Origin of the sequence: Lactobacillus sp. B4005 (genome assembly GCF_026536045.1) — a bacterium.
GTDB lineage: Bacteria > Bacillota > Bacilli > Lactobacillales > Lactobacillaceae > Lactobacillus > Lactobacillus panisapium.
In genome coordinates this window covers 60,593-79,668 of record NZ_JAFNOZ010000003.1, presented here as the reverse complement: position 1 = coordinate 79,668, position 19,076 = coordinate 60,593, and the positions used below count along the sequence as shown (strand labels likewise).

General features: G+C 39.2%; 19 protein-coding genes, 2 pseudogenes and 1 riboswitch. Of the genes and pseudogenes, 5 read left to right on the top strand and 16 right to left on the bottom strand.

Annotated features, from left to right (window positions below; genetic code table 11):
• Positions 1 to 135: 135 nt before the first annotated feature.
• From J3U73_RS07650 to J3U73_RS07640, 3 genes and pseudogenes are all read right to left on the bottom strand, one after another.
• Positions 136 to 267 carry a hypothetical protein gene (locus J3U73_RS07650; protein ID WP_267410063.1) on the bottom strand — a complete coding sequence of 44 codons (132 nt, stop codon included), beginning with the start codon at positions 265 to 267 and terminating at the stop codon, positions 136 to 138.
• 120 nt (positions 268 to 387) lie between these two features.
• Positions 388 to 753, bottom strand: coding sequence for a tyrosine-protein phosphatase (locus tag J3U73_RS07645; protein WP_267410062.1), 366 nt, complete (start codon positions 751 to 753; stop codon positions 388 to 390).
• A 26-nt stretch (positions 754 to 779) separates the two neighbouring features.
• Positions 780 to 1,673: pseudogene (locus J3U73_RS07640) on the bottom strand (FGGY-family carbohydrate kinase); the annotation flags it as partial.
• A 5-nt stretch (positions 1,674 to 1,678) separates the two neighbouring features.
• Between J3U73_RS07640 and J3U73_RS07635 the strand changes: the two are divergent.
• Together J3U73_RS07635 and J3U73_RS07630 are read left to right on the top strand one after the other, a co-directional pair.
• Positions 1,679 to 1,822 carry a hypothetical protein gene (locus J3U73_RS07635; RefSeq protein WP_267393650.1) on the top strand — a complete coding sequence of 48 codons (144 nt, stop codon included), beginning with the start codon at positions 1,679 to 1,681 and terminating at the stop codon, positions 1,820 to 1,822.
• Positions 1,796 to 2,098, top strand: a pseudogene (locus tag J3U73_RS07630) (IS3 family transposase); the annotation flags it as partial. The gene J3U73_RS07635 and the pseudogene J3U73_RS07630, both read left to right, overlap by 27 nt.
• Positions 2,099 to 2,205: 107 nt before the next feature.
• Here J3U73_RS07630 and J3U73_RS07625 read toward each other — a convergent pair.
• The 4 genes from J3U73_RS07625 to tenA all read right to left on the bottom strand — a co-directional run bounded on the left by J3U73_RS07625 (position 2,206) and on the right by tenA (position 8,235).
• Positions 2,206 to 4,026: an FAD-binding protein gene (locus J3U73_RS07625; RefSeq protein WP_267410061.1), complete on the bottom strand. Its 1,821-nt coding sequence runs from the start codon at positions 4,024 to 4,026 to the stop codon at positions 2,206 to 2,208.
• Positions 4,027 to 4,049: 23 nt separating this feature from the next.
• Positions 4,050 to 5,693 (bottom strand): FAD-binding protein, encoded by a 1,644-nt coding sequence (locus J3U73_RS07620; RefSeq protein ID WP_267410060.1) that lies wholly within the window; start codon positions 5,691 to 5,693, stop codon positions 4,050 to 4,052.
• 25 nt (positions 5,694 to 5,718) lie between these two features.
• On the bottom strand, positions 5,719 to 6,837 hold the full coding sequence (locus J3U73_RS07615; protein WP_220268706.1) for an NAD(P)-dependent alcohol dehydrogenase: 1,119 nt from the start codon (positions 6,835 to 6,837) through the stop codon (positions 5,719 to 5,721).
• 735 nt (positions 6,838 to 7,572) lie between these two features.
• Positions 7,573 to 8,235, bottom strand: coding sequence for a thiaminase II (tenA, locus tag J3U73_RS07610; protein ID WP_267410059.1), 663 nt, complete (start codon positions 8,233 to 8,235; stop codon positions 7,573 to 7,575).
• Positions 8,236 to 8,362: 127 nt separating this feature from the next.
• A riboswitch (TPP riboswitch) is annotated at positions 8,363 to 8,464 on the top strand.
• 75 nt (positions 8,465 to 8,539) lie between these two features.
• Between tenA and thiM the strand changes: the two genes are divergently transcribed.
• Genes thiM through thiE form a run of 3 tightly spaced genes read left to right on the top strand, consistent with a single transcriptional unit; the run spans position 8,540 to position 10,818 of the window.
• Entirely contained in the window at positions 8,540 to 9,328 is a 789-nt protein-coding gene (gene thiM / locus J3U73_RS07605; RefSeq protein WP_267410058.1) for a hydroxyethylthiazole kinase, read from the top strand.
• A 14-nt stretch (positions 9,329 to 9,342) separates the two neighbouring features.
• Positions 9,343 to 10,152 carry a bifunctional hydroxymethylpyrimidine kinase/phosphomethylpyrimidine kinase gene (gene thiD / locus J3U73_RS07600; RefSeq protein WP_267410057.1) on the top strand — a complete coding sequence of 270 codons (810 nt, stop codon included), beginning with the start codon at positions 9,343 to 9,345 and terminating at the stop codon, positions 10,150 to 10,152.
• Between the two features lie 9 nt (positions 10,153 to 10,161).
• A complete protein-coding gene (gene thiE, locus J3U73_RS07595; protein ID WP_267410056.1) occupies positions 10,162 to 10,818 on the top strand; it encodes a thiamine phosphate synthase in 657 nt (218 codons plus the stop codon).
• 113 nt (positions 10,819 to 10,931) lie between these two features.
• Here thiE and J3U73_RS07590 read toward each other — a convergent pair whose 3' ends face one another.
• The 9 genes from J3U73_RS07590 to J3U73_RS07550 all read right to left on the bottom strand — a co-directional run bounded on the left by J3U73_RS07590 (position 10,932) and on the right by J3U73_RS07550 (position 18,931).
• A complete protein-coding gene (locus J3U73_RS07590; RefSeq protein ID WP_267410055.1) occupies positions 10,932 to 11,777 on the bottom strand; it encodes a hypothetical protein in 846 nt (281 codons plus the stop codon).
• A 14-nt stretch (positions 11,778 to 11,791) separates the two neighbouring features.
• Positions 11,792 to 12,553 carry a LiaF transmembrane domain-containing protein gene (locus J3U73_RS07585; RefSeq protein ID WP_103752552.1) on the bottom strand — a complete coding sequence of 254 codons (762 nt, stop codon included), beginning with the start codon at positions 12,551 to 12,553 and terminating at the stop codon, positions 11,792 to 11,794.
• Positions 12,553 to 13,008, bottom strand: a complete 456-nt coding sequence (locus tag J3U73_RS07580) for a LytTR family DNA-binding domain-containing protein (RefSeq protein ID WP_103752553.1) — start codon at positions 13,006 to 13,008, stop codon at positions 12,553 to 12,555. Before J3U73_RS07580 ends, J3U73_RS07585 begins: the two co-directional genes overlap by 1 nt.
• A 216-nt stretch (positions 13,009 to 13,224) precedes the next feature.
• Complete coding sequence (locus J3U73_RS07575) at positions 13,225 to 13,833, bottom strand: AAA family ATPase (protein ID WP_267410054.1); 609 nt, start codon at positions 13,831 to 13,833, stop codon at positions 13,225 to 13,227.
• 14 nt (positions 13,834 to 13,847) lie between these two features.
• Entirely contained in the window at positions 13,848 to 14,690 is an 843-nt protein-coding gene (locus J3U73_RS07570) for a class II fructose-bisphosphate aldolase (protein ID WP_220232471.1), read from the bottom strand.
• Between the two features lie 32 nt (positions 14,691 to 14,722).
• A complete protein-coding gene (locus tag J3U73_RS07565) occupies positions 14,723 to 15,157 on the bottom strand; it encodes a hypothetical protein (protein WP_267410052.1) in 435 nt (144 codons plus the stop codon).
• A 19-nt stretch (positions 15,158 to 15,176) separates the two neighbouring features.
• The gene (locus J3U73_RS07560; protein ID WP_267410051.1) at positions 15,177 to 16,508 is read right to left on the bottom strand and encodes a PTS sugar transporter subunit IIC; all 1,332 of its coding nucleotides are present in this window, start codon (positions 16,506 to 16,508) and stop codon (positions 15,177 to 15,179) included.
• A gap of 21 nt (positions 16,509 to 16,529) precedes the next feature.
• Positions 16,530 to 16,835: a PTS sugar transporter subunit IIB gene (locus J3U73_RS07555; protein ID WP_267410050.1), complete on the bottom strand. Its 306-nt coding sequence runs from the start codon at positions 16,833 to 16,835 to the stop codon at positions 16,530 to 16,532.
• 20 nt (positions 16,836 to 16,855) lie between these two features.
• Positions 16,856 to 18,931: a BglG family transcription antiterminator gene (locus tag J3U73_RS07550; RefSeq protein ID WP_267410049.1), complete on the bottom strand. Its 2,076-nt coding sequence runs from the start codon at positions 18,929 to 18,931 to the stop codon at positions 16,856 to 16,858.
• Positions 18,932 to 19,076: the final 145 nt, after the last annotated feature.

Sequence of the window (19,076 nt, the reverse complement as noted above, 5' to 3'; positions counted from 1 at the left end):
AAGTAATCACTGCCGAAATCTAACTCTTTTTCAAAGAACTTAGCAAAATTTCCCCGGCCGTCCCGTCACGAATTGTTTCAGTATTCCGCGAATAGCAGTGTCCTCACCCCTAGTCACATCCATCGTGGCAATCATTTAGACAATTTCATCATTGCTTGATAACTGGCGTGAAATTGCAAAGTCATATAGCTCATTGGTTAATAGGTAAACACAGGTAATTATATCATCATCAACGCATAGTGCCATTAAGACCAAAACAGATGCCATCCGTGTGCAATCTTTGCCCGTACTTCAGTGGTAAACGAGCGCATCTTCTTTTGGCAAAGTTAATAATTCGCGATAAATCCAGGTAAACATTTTTTGGCTATGTACATTTAGCAACGTCTGTTAATAAATTAGGCCAATAAAGTTGTTGTTTAGGTCAGGTATGTGATGCAGAAACCGAAACAGCCTGTGTCCTTTAGTACATTCTTCAGGATTTTCCGCATAAACCATAAACCGACAGGTCAATGTAATGAAAGTGCTGCTATGCCTTGTCTCGTGAAAAATTTTTTGGCACTGCAAGCGTAAATCACGATCTATCGTAACACGTAGACGTGATAACTCTTCTCGATCAGTTTCAGATAATGAACTAAGCGAATCGAATCGATAAATTTTATTCCACTTTACCTTTTTACCGTTCTTATTTTGATAGCCGGCGACATCCCGAAAGTTCAATGGGCCGTCTATTTTAATGATTCGATCATGTGCCATTTTTTACCCCTTCTTATCTTTAGCTTCTAATCATTTGCATTCACCGGGAACACAAACACCTGCGTGGCCTTAACAGCATGCTTCCAGCCCTGATATAAGTGTTCACGCTTAGCTTTTCTCATTTGGCTTTCAAAGGTTTTGCCAACGACAAAAATATCTTTCAGTTCATCAACGTTCTTCCAATAACCCTCAACTAAACTCGCCAAGAAAGCAGCTTTCATTGAAGTGGTTTCGAGTGTTTTTGCTGCTCAATCTTCGTGCCTAAAATATCAGCTTGAAACTGTAAGAAATAGTCATAGTTTGAAGCGCCACCATCAACTTACAGGTCCTGAATTTCAATTTCAGAGTCCCAATCTGCATTGTATCTGCAACATCCTGCGTTTGATACGCTAAGAACTGCAAGGTTGCCTTAATTTGTTCCGCGCGTGACGTAAAAAACAACTCCTTTAGCCTCAGAGTCCTAATGCGGTCCCCCGTGCCCCCTAAAACGGTAAACGCAGGAACAACAAATACTTCATTTTATGATTTCGAAACAAAGGCAGCCTTTTTAGAATCATCTAATGTTTTAATCATTTTCATTGAATCACGTAGCCACTGGATCGCACTTCCCGATACAAAAATCGAACCCTCTAAAGAGTAGTTAAACTTGCCATCAAGTCCATAAGCAATAGTGGTTAGCAAATTATTGCCAGACTCAGTTGGTTCTTCATCTGTATTCATTACGATAAATGAGCCCGTATCATAGGTGTTTTTAACCATGCCCTTTTTTAAGGCCAGTTGGCCAATCAGAGCTGCTTGCTGATCGTCAGTAATACCTGAAATTGGTACTTCGCCACAGAAAAACTTATTTACTTTGCCGTAGCCATAGACTTCTGAGTTAGATCTTACTTAGGACAGCATTTTTGAGGAATGTTGAGCAGTAGAAATGGACCGACTTAACCAGCTGATTGAACGTGAACCGAAAGCAATCCCGGGCTGGTCTAAGCAGAAGCAAAAATGGCTGCACTTAAAAGCTGCTTCATCGGATCCGGCACTGAACGGCTTGATCTTCCATACCGATCAAGGCTAACAATATCAACATTACAAGTTTCAGGCGTGGCTTAAAAATCATGGCTTTATCCAATCAATGTCACGCAAGGGCAATTCCCTTAACGATAGGTTAATGGAAGGCTTCATCGGCTTACTCAAACGAGAAATGTTTTATGGTTTTGAAAAGCAGTTTGAAAATCTCAATGAACTGGAAGACACAATCAGAGACTACATTGAGTATTACAATCAAAAAAGAATCAAAATCAAACTAAAAGGACTAACTCCGATTGAATATCGAAAGTTAGTCCTCAGTTAGCAGCTAATAAAGTGTCCTAATTTTAGGGTCACATCATTTTCGGTGTTTTGTCTGCTTTTTTTGCTTAAAGAGCTAGTTCCTTCCCAGACTCATAAATATTGGTATTTTTACTTAATCTTGTTCAAAGCATCTCTAACAGCTTCTTTTAACCCACGAGTCGTATTAGAAGCTCCCGAAATTGCGTCAACGTCGACCGTATTTTCTTTTACCATTCGATGTGGCAATTCATTAATAGCCTTTTGGCCATAGTCGTCCGATTCAGCTTGCTTTAGAACTTCAATATTCTTCAGATTTTTTTGCTTATCCGCCGTTACTCTGACCACAATTTCATCGCCCATACCTTTAGTTGACTTGCCAATATACTGGTCAGGGCCAGTCGAAAATTCTTCTTTTTTTAGGTCAGAAGTAATCTGGCGTGGCATAGCATGTTTCTTAGGCTTCTCGTTTTTTACTGGACCTACACATGCATCTTCAATATCATCTTTGGGATGGGCTGCATTTTGACCAGCAATCTTACCAAAAATCAGACAATCTCCTAAATCAGAACCGCCTTGATACAGGTTTGACATGTTGCTGCCAAGCTCACCAGCACCATATAAGTGTGGAATTGGCTTGTGATCTGGATCAAGTATTTCTGCACGGGCATTTCTTCTCGGACCTGCTTCTGACCAGCCAATAGTTTGGACAAGTGGGACAGCATAATATGGGCCGCTTTTTGAAAATGCACTCATCGTTTCAGGAGCACGGTGAAAGGCATAATCATGTTGCTTTTCTGCAAAGAAGTTGAATTCGTCAACTGTGTTTTGTAGTTTTCCAGCTTCAACGTCCATCTTTTCCGCAAGACTGGCAATCGATTCAGCTTTAATAACAGAATTAAGTGCTTTGTTGTCTGGGAAAGAATCAATTGCATTAATTTTGTCATACTGTTTTTGATCAAAGACAAAGTACGGATGAATCGGGTTAAGCGGTTTGTACCATGAACCGTGATTTTCAATGTACCCTTCTCGAGCAATTTGGTCTTCCTTAAAGTAACGTGTTCCATCATCACCAACAGTAAAAATACTACCAGTAAAGAAAATTGGGTTCCCCATGTAAAACGGCGCGCGCTTCATTTTCGGCTCATAGAAAGCAAAACTCTGCTGCATTCCACCAGCTGCATACATGGACATATGCCACATATCAGCACCAGCCTCATGAGCCAAGTCTATACCTTTACCCTTGTTGTAAAGTGAACCAAGTGGTACTAGTTTATTTGAACCAATATAGTCTTGAATCATCTGCGGATTATTTTCAATACCGCCTGTTGATAAAACAACGCCATTTTTAGCATAAACATTTAGTAAAACGTGGTCACGTTCAATCTGCGCACCGGTAACCTTCTTATCTGGGGTTTGCAAAAGATGAACAACTGGTGAAGAATACCAAACATCAATCATATCACTACGATCAAGTACATTTTGTCGCAAGATGTTCCACAGGGAAGCATTAAAGATGCCTTTTTCTATCGTAATCATGTCATAACTTTTGGCCCCTGGAAGGTCTGGGTGGTCTGCAATTACAGCATCATCGGTTAACCCAAGAATTGTCTTGTAGCTTACCGGCTTATCTATACCCAAGTATTTCTTAAAGTATTCTTTCATATGTGTTATGCCGTGGACGACAGTATTTTCAATTTCAGGGTCAATATTGAAATGCTGTGCTAAGTGCTCATAGTAATCACGGTAATCACTTTCACTACTGCTGTAACCAACCAGTTCTGCTGCATATCTAGTGTTACCACCTTCATGTCCTTCAGGAGCTGAATCAACAATTAAAACCTTAGCACCACAATCTGCCGCAAAACGTGCAGCCGTTGCACCGGCACCGCCAAAGCCCAAAACTATTACATCATAACTCGCATCATAATAAGTGTTTTTATTCACAATCATTATCTACTATCCTCCTATAAAACTTAATTTGCCGCAAAGTCGGCTGCGTTTTTACCAGCTATCCTGCCAAAAACAGTGCAAGTAGTAAGCATTGTTCCAGTTGACGGATAAGTATGAACAAAGATTTGACCAGTAGCAGATTCACCCGCTGCATAAATTCCCGGAATTTCGTGATTCATAGTATTCAGAACTTGTGCATTTGTGTTGATTTTTAAGCCGCCAAAACCAGCAACCGTAGTCGGATAACCTTCAACTACGTAATACGGGCCATCCTTAGCTACCGCAACGATATCATCACGACCAAATTCCACATCTTCTTTACCCACAAATGAGTTATACCGTTCAGCTGTTTTCAAAAGAGTTTGATAATCGCATCCAATTACCTCAGCTACTTCAGCTAAAGAGACACACTTTTTTGCTTCCACAACCTGACTAGCTGCTTCAAAGGAAGGATTGTTTTTATCAAAAATCCAGAAAAACTTATTTCCTTTTGATTTTAATGCATCATTGTACATTAAGGAATAGTGCTGGCCCTCTTTAGTGAATCTTCTACCTAAATTATTAACAGCAAGAGCTTTACCCAAAATGATTAGGGAATTTGCACCACCACCTACGGAAAGATAATTCGCGGTCATAATGCCCATTACACCATCTTTAAATTCAGTTGCGGCATGCAAATTCTTAGTCAAACCGATATAATCAGCATTGTTGTATGGTGTAGAAAGTGACCTTGTGCCCTTAGCACTCGGTGCATATTCATCACGAACCTTGCGAGCACCATCAAAACCACCAACTGCAATCACTACTGCTTTACATTTAATATCGTAATTGTCATATTTGCCCTTAGTTGTGACACCAGTAACTGCATTGCCAGAAGTTTTAATTTCTTCATGAGTTTGCTCATAAAGAACTGGAATATTTAATTCCTTCACTCGTTTAATTACCGGTCCCATAATTGCTACAGGACCGAGCTCAAAATTAATATGCGTTCTTGGCTTTTTAGATATACCTAACGGCATTGCAGTAAATTTCACGCCATATTTGTCTGCATAATAATCAACGGCCGCTCCTGAATTTTTAGCGATCACTTTAATTAGATCATGATTAACTTTTCCACCATCTTTTTTGGCAAAGTCTTCGTAAAAATGAATTAAATTCTCAGGGTCATTATCTTGATCCCTATTAAATTTGCTACCAGTTGCATACATAAATCCACCGGAAACCACTGAATTTCCACCTAAGCGGCCAGTTTTTTCAATTAAAACAACATCCGCACCATTTTCTTTGGCTGTAATTGCAGCATCTAAACCTGCAAGACCAGTACCAAAAACGATTACATCAGTCGCAATCTGATGGTCCTTTTGGACAATTTTTTCATGATTTGCAAATTCGGTACTTTTTGCTCCTGCTTCAATTAGTGCCTTTCTGACGGCGCTAGTTATTCCCTGAGAAGTAAATGTTGCTCCTGTAACTGCATCAACTTCAGTTGATTGGTTTTCAAGTATTTTTTGTGGAATTAAATTAAGTGCATTATCAGATAGAAGTGCCGTTTCCTGATGCTCAATTACCTCTATGTCAGTAATTTTTCCGCTACTTAAAGATACGGACACCTTAATATCTCCATTATGTCCTGGTGCTGTTTTTTGATATAAGCCATCTTTTACCATCGCTAATTCTCCTTAAGCAAATGCTTTATTTATATTGATTATCAAATACAATAATTGGTTTAATCGTACTGCCTTCCACAGAGGCTTTAATAGCTTGATTAATCTCCTCTGGTTTGTAAAATTTAACAATTTTGTCAATTGGAAACCTACCTGCATGGTACAAATCAATCATTTCAGGAATAAATTCTTGTGGAACCGAGTCGCCTTCAATAATGCCAGAAATACTCTTTGATGCCGCTAGAATGTCTATCATCGGACTAAGCTCTTTAATAGTTTTTGTTCCCATCGCAACAACTGCAAATTGTCCCTTTATCGTTAGCGCAGTCAAACCTTGTTTCATTACTTCAGGTTCACCAGTAGTGTCAATAACATAGTTCAAACCTTCGCTACCTACAATCTCATTAATTTTATCAATTATGTTTTCCTGAGTATTATTAATAGTTTCAGTAGCCCCAAAATCTCTAGAAATTTTTAGTCTCATATTGTTCTTGTCTATTGCGATTACATGTTTACAATTAGAAACAGCAGCACCCATAATTGCAGCTAAACCTACAGAACCGGTTCCTAAAACGGCTAAGTTAGAGTTGACTTCAGGTTTTATAGCATTAAGAACTGTACCGGCTCCTGTCATATAGCCACATCCTAAAGGACCAGCTAAGCGTAAATCCAAGTCATTCGGTACCTTGACCAAATTGTTTACATTGGCAACAATATGGTCCCCAAAAGAAGATTGACCAAAAAATACACCTATATCTTGCCCGTCCTGCTTATGCAGACGATAGGTACCATCCAGCATTGGTCCACCACTAGTATTTAATTTGTTAAAGTTAACACATGATCCTGGCAGGCCATTTCTACAGAATCGACAATTTCCATCATATGCAAAGCCAACTACAACGTGATCGCCTTTTTTGAAATCAGTTACATTTCTTCCAACCTTTTCAATAATTCCGGCTCCTTCATGGCCCAAAATAACTGGCATTTGAATTGGAAACCCACCATTTTGAAATTCAATATCACTATGACATATGCCTGATGCAACAGTCTTTATTAAAACCTCATTACTTTTAGGGTCATCTAGGACAACCTCTTCCAAGTTCAAATCAGAATCTGATCTATTTAAAACGGCTGCTTTGATTTTCATGGTAATAACCTCTTCATTCTAAAATACTAAGCTTCGCTATTTTACTATGTTACTTATATCACATAACCGCTTACATTTTAATATAATTTACAAAAATTTAAACAAGTAATTTTGATTATAAAATTCAATTAAAGATTGCTTTTCAATCGAATTTTATGAAAGTGCAAGTAATTTTTTAGAAAAAGTAGAATATATAATTTTAATATTTGAGATATATTTCTCGTTAGGAAAAAGGGTAAAATTTAAGCAAAAAATGTTGATTTAAGCACAAACCACGGTTTAATTGTTTAATTTAGCAATCCCTAAATAGCAGTGTTAAAAATATTAAGATAGGTGTTAAACATGATTTACTCATTATTCTAGGCTGCAAACTTGGGTATTCATCACAGTTACAAATATTGAACAAAAATTATGCTACGAGTTTAGAGGCATTAAATAATTTTATTAGCTTAATTTTATTTGTTTCGCCATTTGCACTAATATCAACCTGGTAAGAGAAACTAACCGTCAAAACAAAAAGTCGAAATCAACTAATTTTAAAGAAAAAATAAGCAAAAGATCTTTGACACATTATTTATCAAAACAAAGCTTGCATTTGTAGAGTTTAAAAATAATATGTTAAGCAAAATTGTTTTATAAAAGTATTGACTGTTTATATAGACTTTTTACTAAATAATTAGTTCCGAAATCTGAAAATTACTTTTTTAATTAAAACAATTCTTTAGGTCAGAAAAGCTATTGCCACTGCTCCTGCTCATACGCCATTTGCCAAAACCGGCATTCATAATAGCTGCTGCGCACAAAGGCTTTCTGCATCTGCCCACGCTCTCGTTCTGAAGCTTGAGCAGCTAAGTCATTGGTCAACTTTAACATGCGACTGACATTGACGTCATACCAGTCGCTATCATAGGTCTCGATCCATTTCTGGTAAAGTGCAACCGGTGAACCCGTTTGCGCCAATGCTTGACCAATTTCCTGGTAAAGCCAGTAGCAAGGCAAAATGGCACAGACACAAGGAGCAAGGCCATCTTTTTCAAGCGTTTTAAACAGATGATTGACATAGGCATACGCCGTTGGTGCTGCGTCAGTTTCTTTAATCTCATTGGATGTGACTTTTAATTCCGCTAAAAAATGCTGTTGCATCGTTATTTCACATTCTTGCAAATCTTGGGCACCTGCCAGCAAGAATCGTTGCACTTCTTGACTAGTAGTTTTCTTTGCCATTAGCCGGTGAATTTTGCTAAATTCAGCTAAATAGTACCTGTCTTGCAATAAGTAAAACCGAAAAGTAGCCAATGGCAATTGGCCACTTTGCAGCTCTTTAACAAAGGGCTGCTCCATGCTTTTTTTCCACAGATCCTTTGCCGCATAACGCAATTGTGCTGTAAATTCAGTCATTATTATCTCCCTCGCCCAATTAATAGTTGCGTGTTTCTTAGTAGTTAGTTTACCTTAGTCGAGTCACTGCAGCAATTCGGTTAAATTAGTTATTGTCTTGCCCAGCAAAAGTCGCTATAATTGAAACCGATAACACGAGGGGTGCCTTTTTGAAGGCTGAGATGGCGGATAGCCAGACCCTTTGAACCTGTAAGCTAATTCTTGCGTAGGAACGTGTCAAAAATCCACTTATGCTTTGACACAAATATGTCAAAGCTTTTTTATTGACCTAAAATCGGCGCAGGAGATTTTTAAAGGAGAGATTATGAAACTAGATCTGTTAGCTAAATTACGTGAAACTAATCCAATTGTTCTTAATGCCGCCAATTTTGTGACCGTTCAAGATGTCGCTAACGGCTTAAATGCGCTGGGTGCCTCGCCCATCATGAGTAAGGAAATTGCTGAGGTCGAAGAAATGTTTCAGATGGCATCAAGCATTGCCATTAACCTCGGGACTTTGACTAAATTGCAAATTATGCAAATGAAAGAAATGGGGCTACTTGCCGCGCAAGCTCAAAAACCGGTTGTCCTTGATCCCGTTGCCGTTGGCGCAGTCAATTACCGCCTGCAAACCGCACAAAAATTGCTAGAAGCTTTCCCAGCTACAATCATTCGTGGCAACGCTGGTGAAATTGCCGCTTTAGGTGGTTTTGCCTGGAATGCCAAAGGTATTGATGCGGGTTCAGGCAGTGGCGATCTTGACGAAATTACGCGTAAAACTGCGCAAAAATTGCATTGTACAATTATTGCCAGTGGCGTAACAGACACGATTAGCGATGGTCAAAATATCGCTCATGTTTACAATGGTACCCCGCTATTTCAGGCACACGTTGGTTCAGGTGACATGCTCTCAAGCATTGTTGCCGCCTTTGCGGCCGTCTGCGATAATTCTTTTGAAGCTGCGCAAACAGCTTGCCTAGTTTTTGCAGCTACTGGAGAATTGCTCGTTAATGATCATCCTGAAGTAGGTCCTGGCACATTTAGCATGTATTTGATGGATTATTTAGCTAAAGTCAAAGAAACCGAGATTACAGCTATTGCTAAATTTGATTAAGGAGGTTAGCAATAATGACAGAAGAACTAAATTCATTTCCCCAAGTTTTGACCATTGCTGGGACTGATTCCGGTGGTGGAGCCGGAATTATGGCGGATCTAAAAACTTTTCAGATGCAACATGTTTTTGGGACAGCGGTGGTTGTAGCTGTGACTGCCCAAAATACGCTCGGAGTCCAAGACTCGTTTTTATTACCACTTGAAATGGTCGATGCCCAATTTGCGTCATTAGCCTCAGACTTTAAGATTAAGGCTTGTAAAACGGGGATGTTGGGAGATGCAGCGCACGTCCATCAAGTAGCTCTTAATCTGCAAAAATATGACTTTGGTCCGGTAACCATCGACCCAGTTATGGTGGCTAAAGGCGGAGCGCCTCTTCTTAGCCAAGATGCTATTGCCACCGTTAAAAATGAGCTATTGCCGCTAGCTAACCTCATTACGCCTAACTTGCCTGAAGCAGAAGCTCTTACCGGAATTAAGGCTACTAGTGAACAAGAATATCCCCAATTAGCACGAAGCTTGCAAAAAATGGGTGTAAAAAACGTGCTTATTAAAGGCGGACATTCTAACGCCGAAATTGTGCGCGATTACGCTTTATTAGCAGATGGCACCGACTTTTGGGTTAGCAGTCCACGGACGCACACTAACAGGACTCACGGCACTGGTGATACTCTTGCAGCCGCCATTACTGCTCAATTAGCTCTGGGCCATACTCTCAGTGAAGCAATTAAAATCGGCAAACAGTATGTCACCAAGGCGATTGAACAAACGATTCAGGTTGGTCACGGTCATGGACCACTTAATCATTGGGTTAAGGTAGATTAGGAGGAGATTATGGCTCAATTTAACGCAACACAATTAACCGCATATTTCGTCTGCGGGACACAAGACTTGCCAGCCGGAAAGACTTTACCTGAATTGGTCGAAGAAGCTTTAAAAGCAGGTATCACTGCTTATCAGTTTCGTGATAAAGGACCAAAGTCAACGTTAAACGAAGATGACCGCTTACCAATGGCAAAAGAGCTACATGAACTTTGCCAAAAATACCATGTTCCTTTCTTCGTTGATGATGATGTCAAACTTGCCCAAAAGGCTGGTGCCGAAGGAATTCATGTTGGACAAGACGATGAAGATATTTCCCGGGTAATAAAAGATGTGCAAGGAAAAATGATTGTCGGTTATTCTTGTTCAACAAATGCTGAAATAAGTCTTGCGGATCATATTAGCGGAATTGATTATTACGGTAGTGGTCCCATCTTTGCTACTCAGTCTAAAGATGATGCTGATCCAGAAATTGGAATTGCTGGACTGACAAAATTGGTCCAACAAACGGACCGTCCAATTGTTGCAATTGGGGGTATTACAGAAAAAGATTTAACCCAAATTGCTGGCACTAAAGCTGCCGGCGCCGCTGTTATTTCAATGATTGCACAAAGCAGTAATATTGCAGAAACTGTGGCCGCAATGCTAAACACTAATTGGCAGCATTAAAGCTGCCCGCTATTTTAAGCACACAAAAACTCCGTTTATTAGCGGAGTTTTTTATTGATTTAATTTTAAATAATTAACTACTATCTCATGTTACTTTAGCCCTAATATTCTTATTACACATTTTTTAAATAAGTTTCATAGACCGGACACAGTTCAAAGGCATAATTACGGTAAGTTCTTGTTGCCAACTTATCTGTTGAGTCAAATTCACCAGTTAAAGTCTGATATTTTGCTTGCGCCCAGCTTAATTGCCGTTGTTGTAAAAAATCTAGTAGTTCTGGTTTTACTGCTCCCATCCAGCCCCACGTTAATTCATGCGGATGATCTTCAAAGGTAAAACAGTAGGCAGCAAGCTGATTTTTTACTCTTAAAACTAGTGGCGCATCTAGCAACTGATCGGCATAAATAACTTCTTGCCACTTTTCTAAAGAAAGATCAGCCACTGGGTTAGCCCGGTGATTTTCTTGGTAATCGGCATAACTTTGTCGCGTTAATTCCGCTAATTGTTCTGGACATTTTTTCAAAGCGGTCAGACTTATCAGCTCAAAATCACTTGCAATTTTAATAGCTTTGGTCTGATCTAAAGCTGAAGATAAAGGCATCTTGGGCATAACCGTGGTTCTAATTAAGTGAAAGCCATTATCCTTGGCCAGAGTATTAAAGACTAGTTGCGGAGCATAATCATAAGTAATTAGGGCTTTCTTTTGCATTTTGCGAGCAACTTGCTCTAGTTCTTCGATCATTTGCTGAAAGAACCGTTCTTGTTCAGCTAAGGCTACTTGAGGTGAAAGATAAGCAGCAAAATTAAGTGCAGTCGGATGAAAGTCGTTAATCCAATAGGTGCTGGTCCCAATCGTTTTTCCCGCTAAAAAGTAATTTTGTTGATGTTGGGAAAATTTACCCATCATTTCTTTAATCATACGATCAGCGGCTACATTTTTAAGTAGGTCTTTGCTCATTTTGATAACTCTCATTAAACATAATTAATCGTCACTTCACCAAATTTGCTTGATCCCTGCAAAAGCACTTTAGGACCACCGCCGGTAGAAGTACCATTGATTTCAACTTCACCAAAAACAGCTGCTAAATGATCTTCTATTCGCCAAGATAATGGCAGATAAATTACTACTTCACTCATTGAAGCATTCAGATTAATGACCACCGTATCACCAGCGACCTTAGCAGAATCAAGATAAACATTAGTTTCACCTAAAGTAGAATTAATCGTCACACTTTCTAAATTTTGTGAATGAACGTAACGTGAGACCTCAGATAAACGCTGATTAATGACAATATTGCGGTCGTTTTCATCCCTACTTCTAGAAGAAAAGTTATTACCTGTCGTTTTAAACTCACCATCTTCCCAGATTTGGTCATATTTATTCTGGTGATGATTAATGCGAAATAGCGTATCACGACGCCAACCTTTAGCAAAAATCAGGCATAAGCCAACATATACCAAACATGCAGCCAGTAATAAGGTCCACGGGACAATTTTAGTAATATGAAGCGGTCCAGCATAAACAATTAGTAAAAATGTTACTGAAAAAACCATTCCAAAAATGCTTTTACCAGCAATGCTATTAATCAGTAAAATGCCAAAAACGGCTGTCCAAAAAATTGTTCCTAAGCCTAAATGAAATGATAAAAGGTGCATTTGGTTCATAACAATATAGACTGCTGCAGCAACTAACCCAATGCCCCAAAGTATTTCCTTAATTTTTTGTTTTCTCATTATGATGACCTTCTCTCGTTTAATCGATCACTTAAACTGTGATAATAGCGGCGCGATACATAGACGGTTTTATATGAATCCCGAAAGTGAACCTGACAATTTGAAATTGACCTTGTTAACGCATAGATCTGTTTTAAATTTAAAATTGTTGATTTTGAAATCCTCATAAATTGGCTGCTCAACAAATTTTCTAATTCATAAAGTTTGTAATTGACAGTAAAAGCTTCCGTTTTCGTATGCGCGATTACCTGCCGCCCCTCAGTTTCAAAAAACAAAATGTCCGCTAGATTTACATAATAGGTTAATTCATCTTTATGACACTCAAGCTGATCAGGTCGTCCATCCAATTCTTGCAATTGGCGATAAATTTGTTCCACTTCGGGGGACAATTCCCGTGCATGAATGGTCACTGACGGTTCTTCTTGTTCTGGGTCAAGCTCAATTTTCACCTTCAAGATTCTCACCTGCCTTTCATCTGATATTTTTATTAAACGCTAATTAATTTTTAAAAGCCAGTTTATTTTCTCAAGTGGTCACTTTTTTTGCTTAAGTGGTCAAACAAAAAGAATTAAACTGCCGGACGCAAAAAGCACTCATACTGCTAGTAAGAGCTAACACGATGAGTGCAAAAGATTGAAAATTAAAATCTTTACTGACCTTAATTAAAACCGTTATTGTAGCCAGTTTGTTACTTGGGCTATCACATGAGCATAATCAACCTTAGCAAAATCGGATACGTCCAGGAATATGGTCTTACCCAGTCTGAAATTAGCGTACCCACGCTTGCGATTAAACTCGGCAAATTCGGTTTTTGTCTTGTGAATATCCATTTTGGACCGATCAGATAAAGTGTCACCAGCATGATAGTGATTCATGATAAAACCCAGATGCCTGGCCGGATCAAGATCACGCTTTTGTTGCCGTTTGTATAAAATATTCAAATTACAGGTAAGCGTAATGGTAATTATTTGGTACTGATACCGGCTGGCTACTTGTTGTAATTTATCGTGCTGCCGGTAAGAAAACGGGTAATCGGCAATAATAGATTTTCCCTCAGCCATTAGGTCCGCTATTTTTTGGTAAAAAAGTACGTAGGCTTGATCATCCAATTGCTTTTTCTCTTGTTCATTATCAAACCCGTATTTTTCATACAATTGTTCTTTAAAACCATCAATTGAAGTCTCATGAAAAAAGTTGGGAATAGCGTGACAGATCAAATTGGCCAAATAGGATTTGCCCGTTCCAGGACTGCCAGCTAGTAAAAGCATTGTGTGTTGCACTGAAACATCACCTGCTATTTCTGGTTCATAAAAAGCGCAATTTTGTGCTTAATAATTTGATAAACTTCCTCATTACATGGAATCATATTATTTCGCAGTGACTCATTAACTTCCGTTTTGCTTAACTTTTCCTTTGCCTTTTTAGTCCAAGCCACAAGCAATTCGGTTCCGACATTAAACTTACGAATACCATTTTCGGTCAAACGATGATAGTCACTTTCTGCAACACCTGTACCGCCATGAATAACCATCGGCTTTTTAAGGTGAGCATGCAGCTCTTCGATTAACGGGAAGTTTAATTTAGTCTTTGACTGAAATTGACCGTGATGCGTACCAACACCAACGGCTAAGGCATCTACGTCACATTCTTGAAGAAACTGTACAGCGTCTTCAAGACGGGTATAATTGCCTTCTTTGACGGTAAAGCCTTCTTCGGTTCCGCCAATTGTTCCAATTTCGCCTTCAACCGACACTCCACGCTGGTGTGCATATTCAACCACCCGCCTAGTTTTTTCAATATTTTCCTTAAATGGTAAAAGTGAACCATCAAACATTACTGAACTATAGCCAGCCGCAATCGCCGCTTCAATATCTTCTAATTTACGCGCATGATCAAGGTGTAAAACGACGTCAACGGCCTCATGTTCTGCCATTGTCTTGCAGACTGCCACAAAATTTCTCATCCCTTCCGTTTCGGCAGTTCCAACTGATGTTTGAATAATAATTGGCGCACCTTCTTCATGAGCCGCCTTAATCATTGCTGGTACCATTTCAAGATTATGTGCATTAAACGCACCAACCGTAAAATCTAATTCTTCCGCTTCAGCTAATACTTCTTTCAAAGTTTGATAAGCCATTTTTTCTCCTTTAACTTGTTTACTAATTTCCGTTATTTTGACCGCATTATTTTTTTCGATAACGCCGTCAATTCGTCACTTTTATTAAGCCATTTTTGGATCTCATCATTATTGCCGGCATAAGCTGCTTCTTGCCGTTTAACGTCATAGAGTTGCAGCAATCCGTCAAATGCCGGGCCAAAGTCTTCATTGCAATGTAAGCTTTGCTCATAAGCAGCAATTGCTTTATCATTTGCGCCCAGTTTTTGGTAATCTTGACCAAGTTTTGTTAAAACTGCTGCTTTTTCTTTTTTACCTGCAGCAGTATTAGCATCTGTAGATTGCTCTATCTGCTTACTTAAAGTAGTAATGTCAGTTGTTAACTGTTTTTTGTCCGTATCCGTTAGCTGCACCTTTTTTTGCAGGCTACTAGCAGTAACCGACTCTTTTTTCTTATTAGTATTAAAAATTCGACTAAAAAAAGACATTTTGCATTACCCCCATTATTTAGCCAAAAGCATGAAATGCTGGTGCAATAACCCACAAATAGAGTAAAGCGGCCGTGATTGTATCAACATCTGTTGCAGTTGCGTTCACAAAGCCGACTGCCGACAATGTTCCAACTAATAAAGCGGGCAATAAAGTAATGAACAGACCATGGACAATACCACCGATAATCGCACCACGCTTACCGCCGACTGCGTTGCCAAAAATCCCGGCTGTTCCGCCGGCAAAGAAATTTGTGGTCATCCCCGGCAAGATAACTGCCAATCCTACGAGTGGTGATAAAAACATCCCAATTACGGTCCCAATCGTTGTTGTGATAAAGCCAATAATTACCGCATTGGGTGAATAAGGAAACAGCACCGGGCAGTCTAAAGCCGGAATCGAGTTCGGTACTACTTTCATTGCGATGCCCCGGAATGCGGGAACAATTTCTCCTAGCATTAAGCGCACTCCCGAAAGCATGACATACACGCCCACTGTGAACTCAATTGCCTGCAAAAAGGCATAAATAATGTAGTTTACGCTACCGGCTGCACCACCTGCTGCTTTAGCCGACCAGTAAGGGCCTGCAAAGGCTGCTGTAATAATGTATAGCGGGATCATTACGACCATAATTGATAGTGAGTTATCCTGTAGAAAAGACATACTCTTAGGCAACTTAACGTGTTCCCATGAGTCCGTTCTTTCCTTGATATTAGTAACATGTTGATCAACCTTGCGGTCGCGCACTAACCAGGCAACCCCAGCTTCCACCAGATAGCCAATTGTACAAAAATGTCCTAACGCAATCGCATCATTGCCAGTGATTTTACGAACAATAGGCTGCGCTAAAGCTGGCATTGCTACGGCAAAAATGCCGCCAACAATACTCCCCATTAAAATTAGCGGAAAACCTTTTAGGCCAGCAAAGTGACCACCGATAACCGTCATTGTAGCCATCCATAACAAGGCTTGACCCGTTAAGAAAACATATTTCCATTTACTAAATCTGGCAATCAAAATATTGATGATAAAAATACCCAGTAAAGTCAATGCAATATCATTTCCTAGGCCCAGCTTATTCATCGCTTGGCCATTGATTGCTTCAATACTTGGCACGATTCCTTGCGTGTGGAAACCATGTTGAAAAATAACTGCAAAATAAGCTAAGCTTTGCTGAATAATAGTAGAACCAGCAGATAAAACTTCGAAGCCAAGCAAAGTTTTTAGTGTGCCGCTAATTACTGCGCCTGGTTTTTTCCCTTGCAACATCAATCCCAGCAGTGCAATTAGCGAAATTAAAATTGCAGCCTGAGTCAAAATATTATTAATTATCCATTGAATAACAACCATTTTTTCTCACTCCTTTTCCACTCAGCTTTCGGCGATTTTCTTTACCACAGGTAAGACCTTCTCCTTAATTTCATTTTTATCAACAATGTTATCCAGATAAACTAATTTAGTTTTTGGATCAATTTGGGTATTTGCAAATTGCGATCTGAAATTGCTGGCGGAAACAATCACATCCGCATTTAATGAAGGTGCATCTGAAATAGAATCGTGGCCTGAATTGACGGCAATGCCTGCTTCTTGGAAAACATCGTCCGCCTCCATCTGACAAGCCAAGCTTGAACCTAGGCCATTGCCACAAATGAAGAAAACGTTTGGTACTTTAGTCATAATTTATCCTCCTAATCTGTTTATTTAGTTGTTCCTAGCAAGATCTTTTTAAAGTCGTCTGGATTGTCTTGAGCAAATAATTCACTGATTTTATTAGGCTTGTTAATTAAGTTAACAATTGCCTTTAAGACATTTAAATGTGAGTAACTATCGATTGCAGATAAAACAAAGATAATTTTTACTGGGTCATTTGCTTTATTGCCAAAATTGATCGGTTTAGCAAGGGATGCAACACTGACGTCCAATTTAGCAACGCCATCTTCTGGGCGAGCATGAGCAAGAGCGATTCCCGGGCCAATGACAATATACGGCCCAAACTTGGCAACGGAATCCTCCATCGCGGTTACATATTGGCTATTGATTGACCGGTTAGCAAGTAATGGCTGACTAGCTTTTTCAATAGCTTCCCGCCAATTATTGGCCTCAATTTTGATTTGAATCTTATCGTCAGTTAACAAGTCTCGAAGCAATGGCTTCACCTCCCTTTCTTTAATATCAATCTGATGAGCTGCAAGAATACTAATTATTTGATCGACTACACCGGCTGAAACGGCGTGCCCAGTCTGAGTTTCAACTAAGGAAACAATGTCTTTTAATAAGTTGCGGCCGCTATCTTGCTTATTAAGCGGCTCGTGGTGTTTTTTAATATCAGTTTCAGCGATAAAACTGCGTAATTTGGCATAATCTCCCTGCATTGGCAGCGGCGACATTTTAAAACTGGGGATTGGAGCAGTAGATTTTGCAATTGTCTTCACGACAAAATCAATTTTTAACCTTTTTAGTGAGTTAATATCCTGCGTGCCCAATACGGCAACCACTTCAATATTCATATTACGTGCTAGGTTAGCCGCTAAGAGTTGCCCCGTCGCCTCACCGTAATTGCACAAAACGGCAACGCGGTAAAAGCCTTTTTCCTTACTACTTTCTTCATAATAAGTACTGAAATAAACCGTTATATAGGCACGTTCACCCTCTGAAACTTTTTGGTGGTATTGTTTAGTAAAAAACGCCGAAACATCATGGTAAATTGCCGCATAGTTGGTTTTTAATACTGCGGTTAAGGGGTTAAAGATTTCGATGTGGTCTTCTTGTCTTTGCAAAAATGCTGAAATATGCGAGTTAAGTTGTTCATATAATTGCTCAGAGTCGCGGTAATTAATTTTTTCCACAGCACTCATATAATCAATTAACCGTAAAGTTAGTAGTTCGGACTGATTCCATTTGTCTAAGCGCACCTCTTTTTCACCCAAGAAAGTTTTGATAATAAAGGTCATATAACTTTGCTCGTTTTCCGGTGCGGTTAAGTTTAGTTTTTGCAGCAGCTTTTTAAGCTCCGCACGAATTTTGGTATTAGCAACTTCCCGGTTAGAAACTTGACCATCATCTAAGTAGTGCTTTTCACTTATTCGTCTAATCCAGATTGCCATTAAAACGGAAATCTGAGCCTGACGAGCAGAGATACCGTCATAACGCCCACCATGAATTAACTTTTGCGCAGTTTTATTAGTTTGCTGAAGAACTTGTGCTTTCAGATAAGCAATGACAATTTGGTAACTATCACTTCCCTTAAAGTTTTTCTTTTCTACTAGTCTTGAAATATCAACATTTTCAACAATCAGTTGCTGAATCATTGTTCTAATATTTCTTTCCGCACCGATAATTTCTGCTCCTTGCTGGGTATTTAAAATCAACGAGTATTTGGCCAAAAAGCGCCTAACCTGGCGGATATCTTTTGCCATCGTACTTTTACTTACCTGCAGCTTTTCTTGCTCCTCATAAATTTTCACTTGTTTGGGTGCTTGTAAGAAACTGATGATAATATCAAGTTGTCTTTTCTTAGGATCAAGAAATGAATCCGCGCCTATTGCTAGATAGCGGGCCAACGTCTGTTTTTCTTTTAGACTAAGATGAAAAGTTAGCTGACCACGATTATTAGTAATTTGTGCAAGCGCCAAATCGCCTAATGTTTGATTAATTTCTGTCACATCATTTCTAATTGTCCGTGAAGAAACGGTTAGGATGTGACTCAATTCACCAATTGCTAGCTTTCCTTGGCTAAGCAATTTATTAATTAACAACAGTTGTCGGTCCTTCATCTCCCTCACCTCAGTTCAAATAATACGTTACCGCTTTCATTGAAAAAAGAGTTTCTTGTTTCCACTTCATTTGGAAAAAGTACACACATGGTTCATATTTTTGCCACCGATAAATGAAAAAATGTGGACAAAAAAAGACTAACTT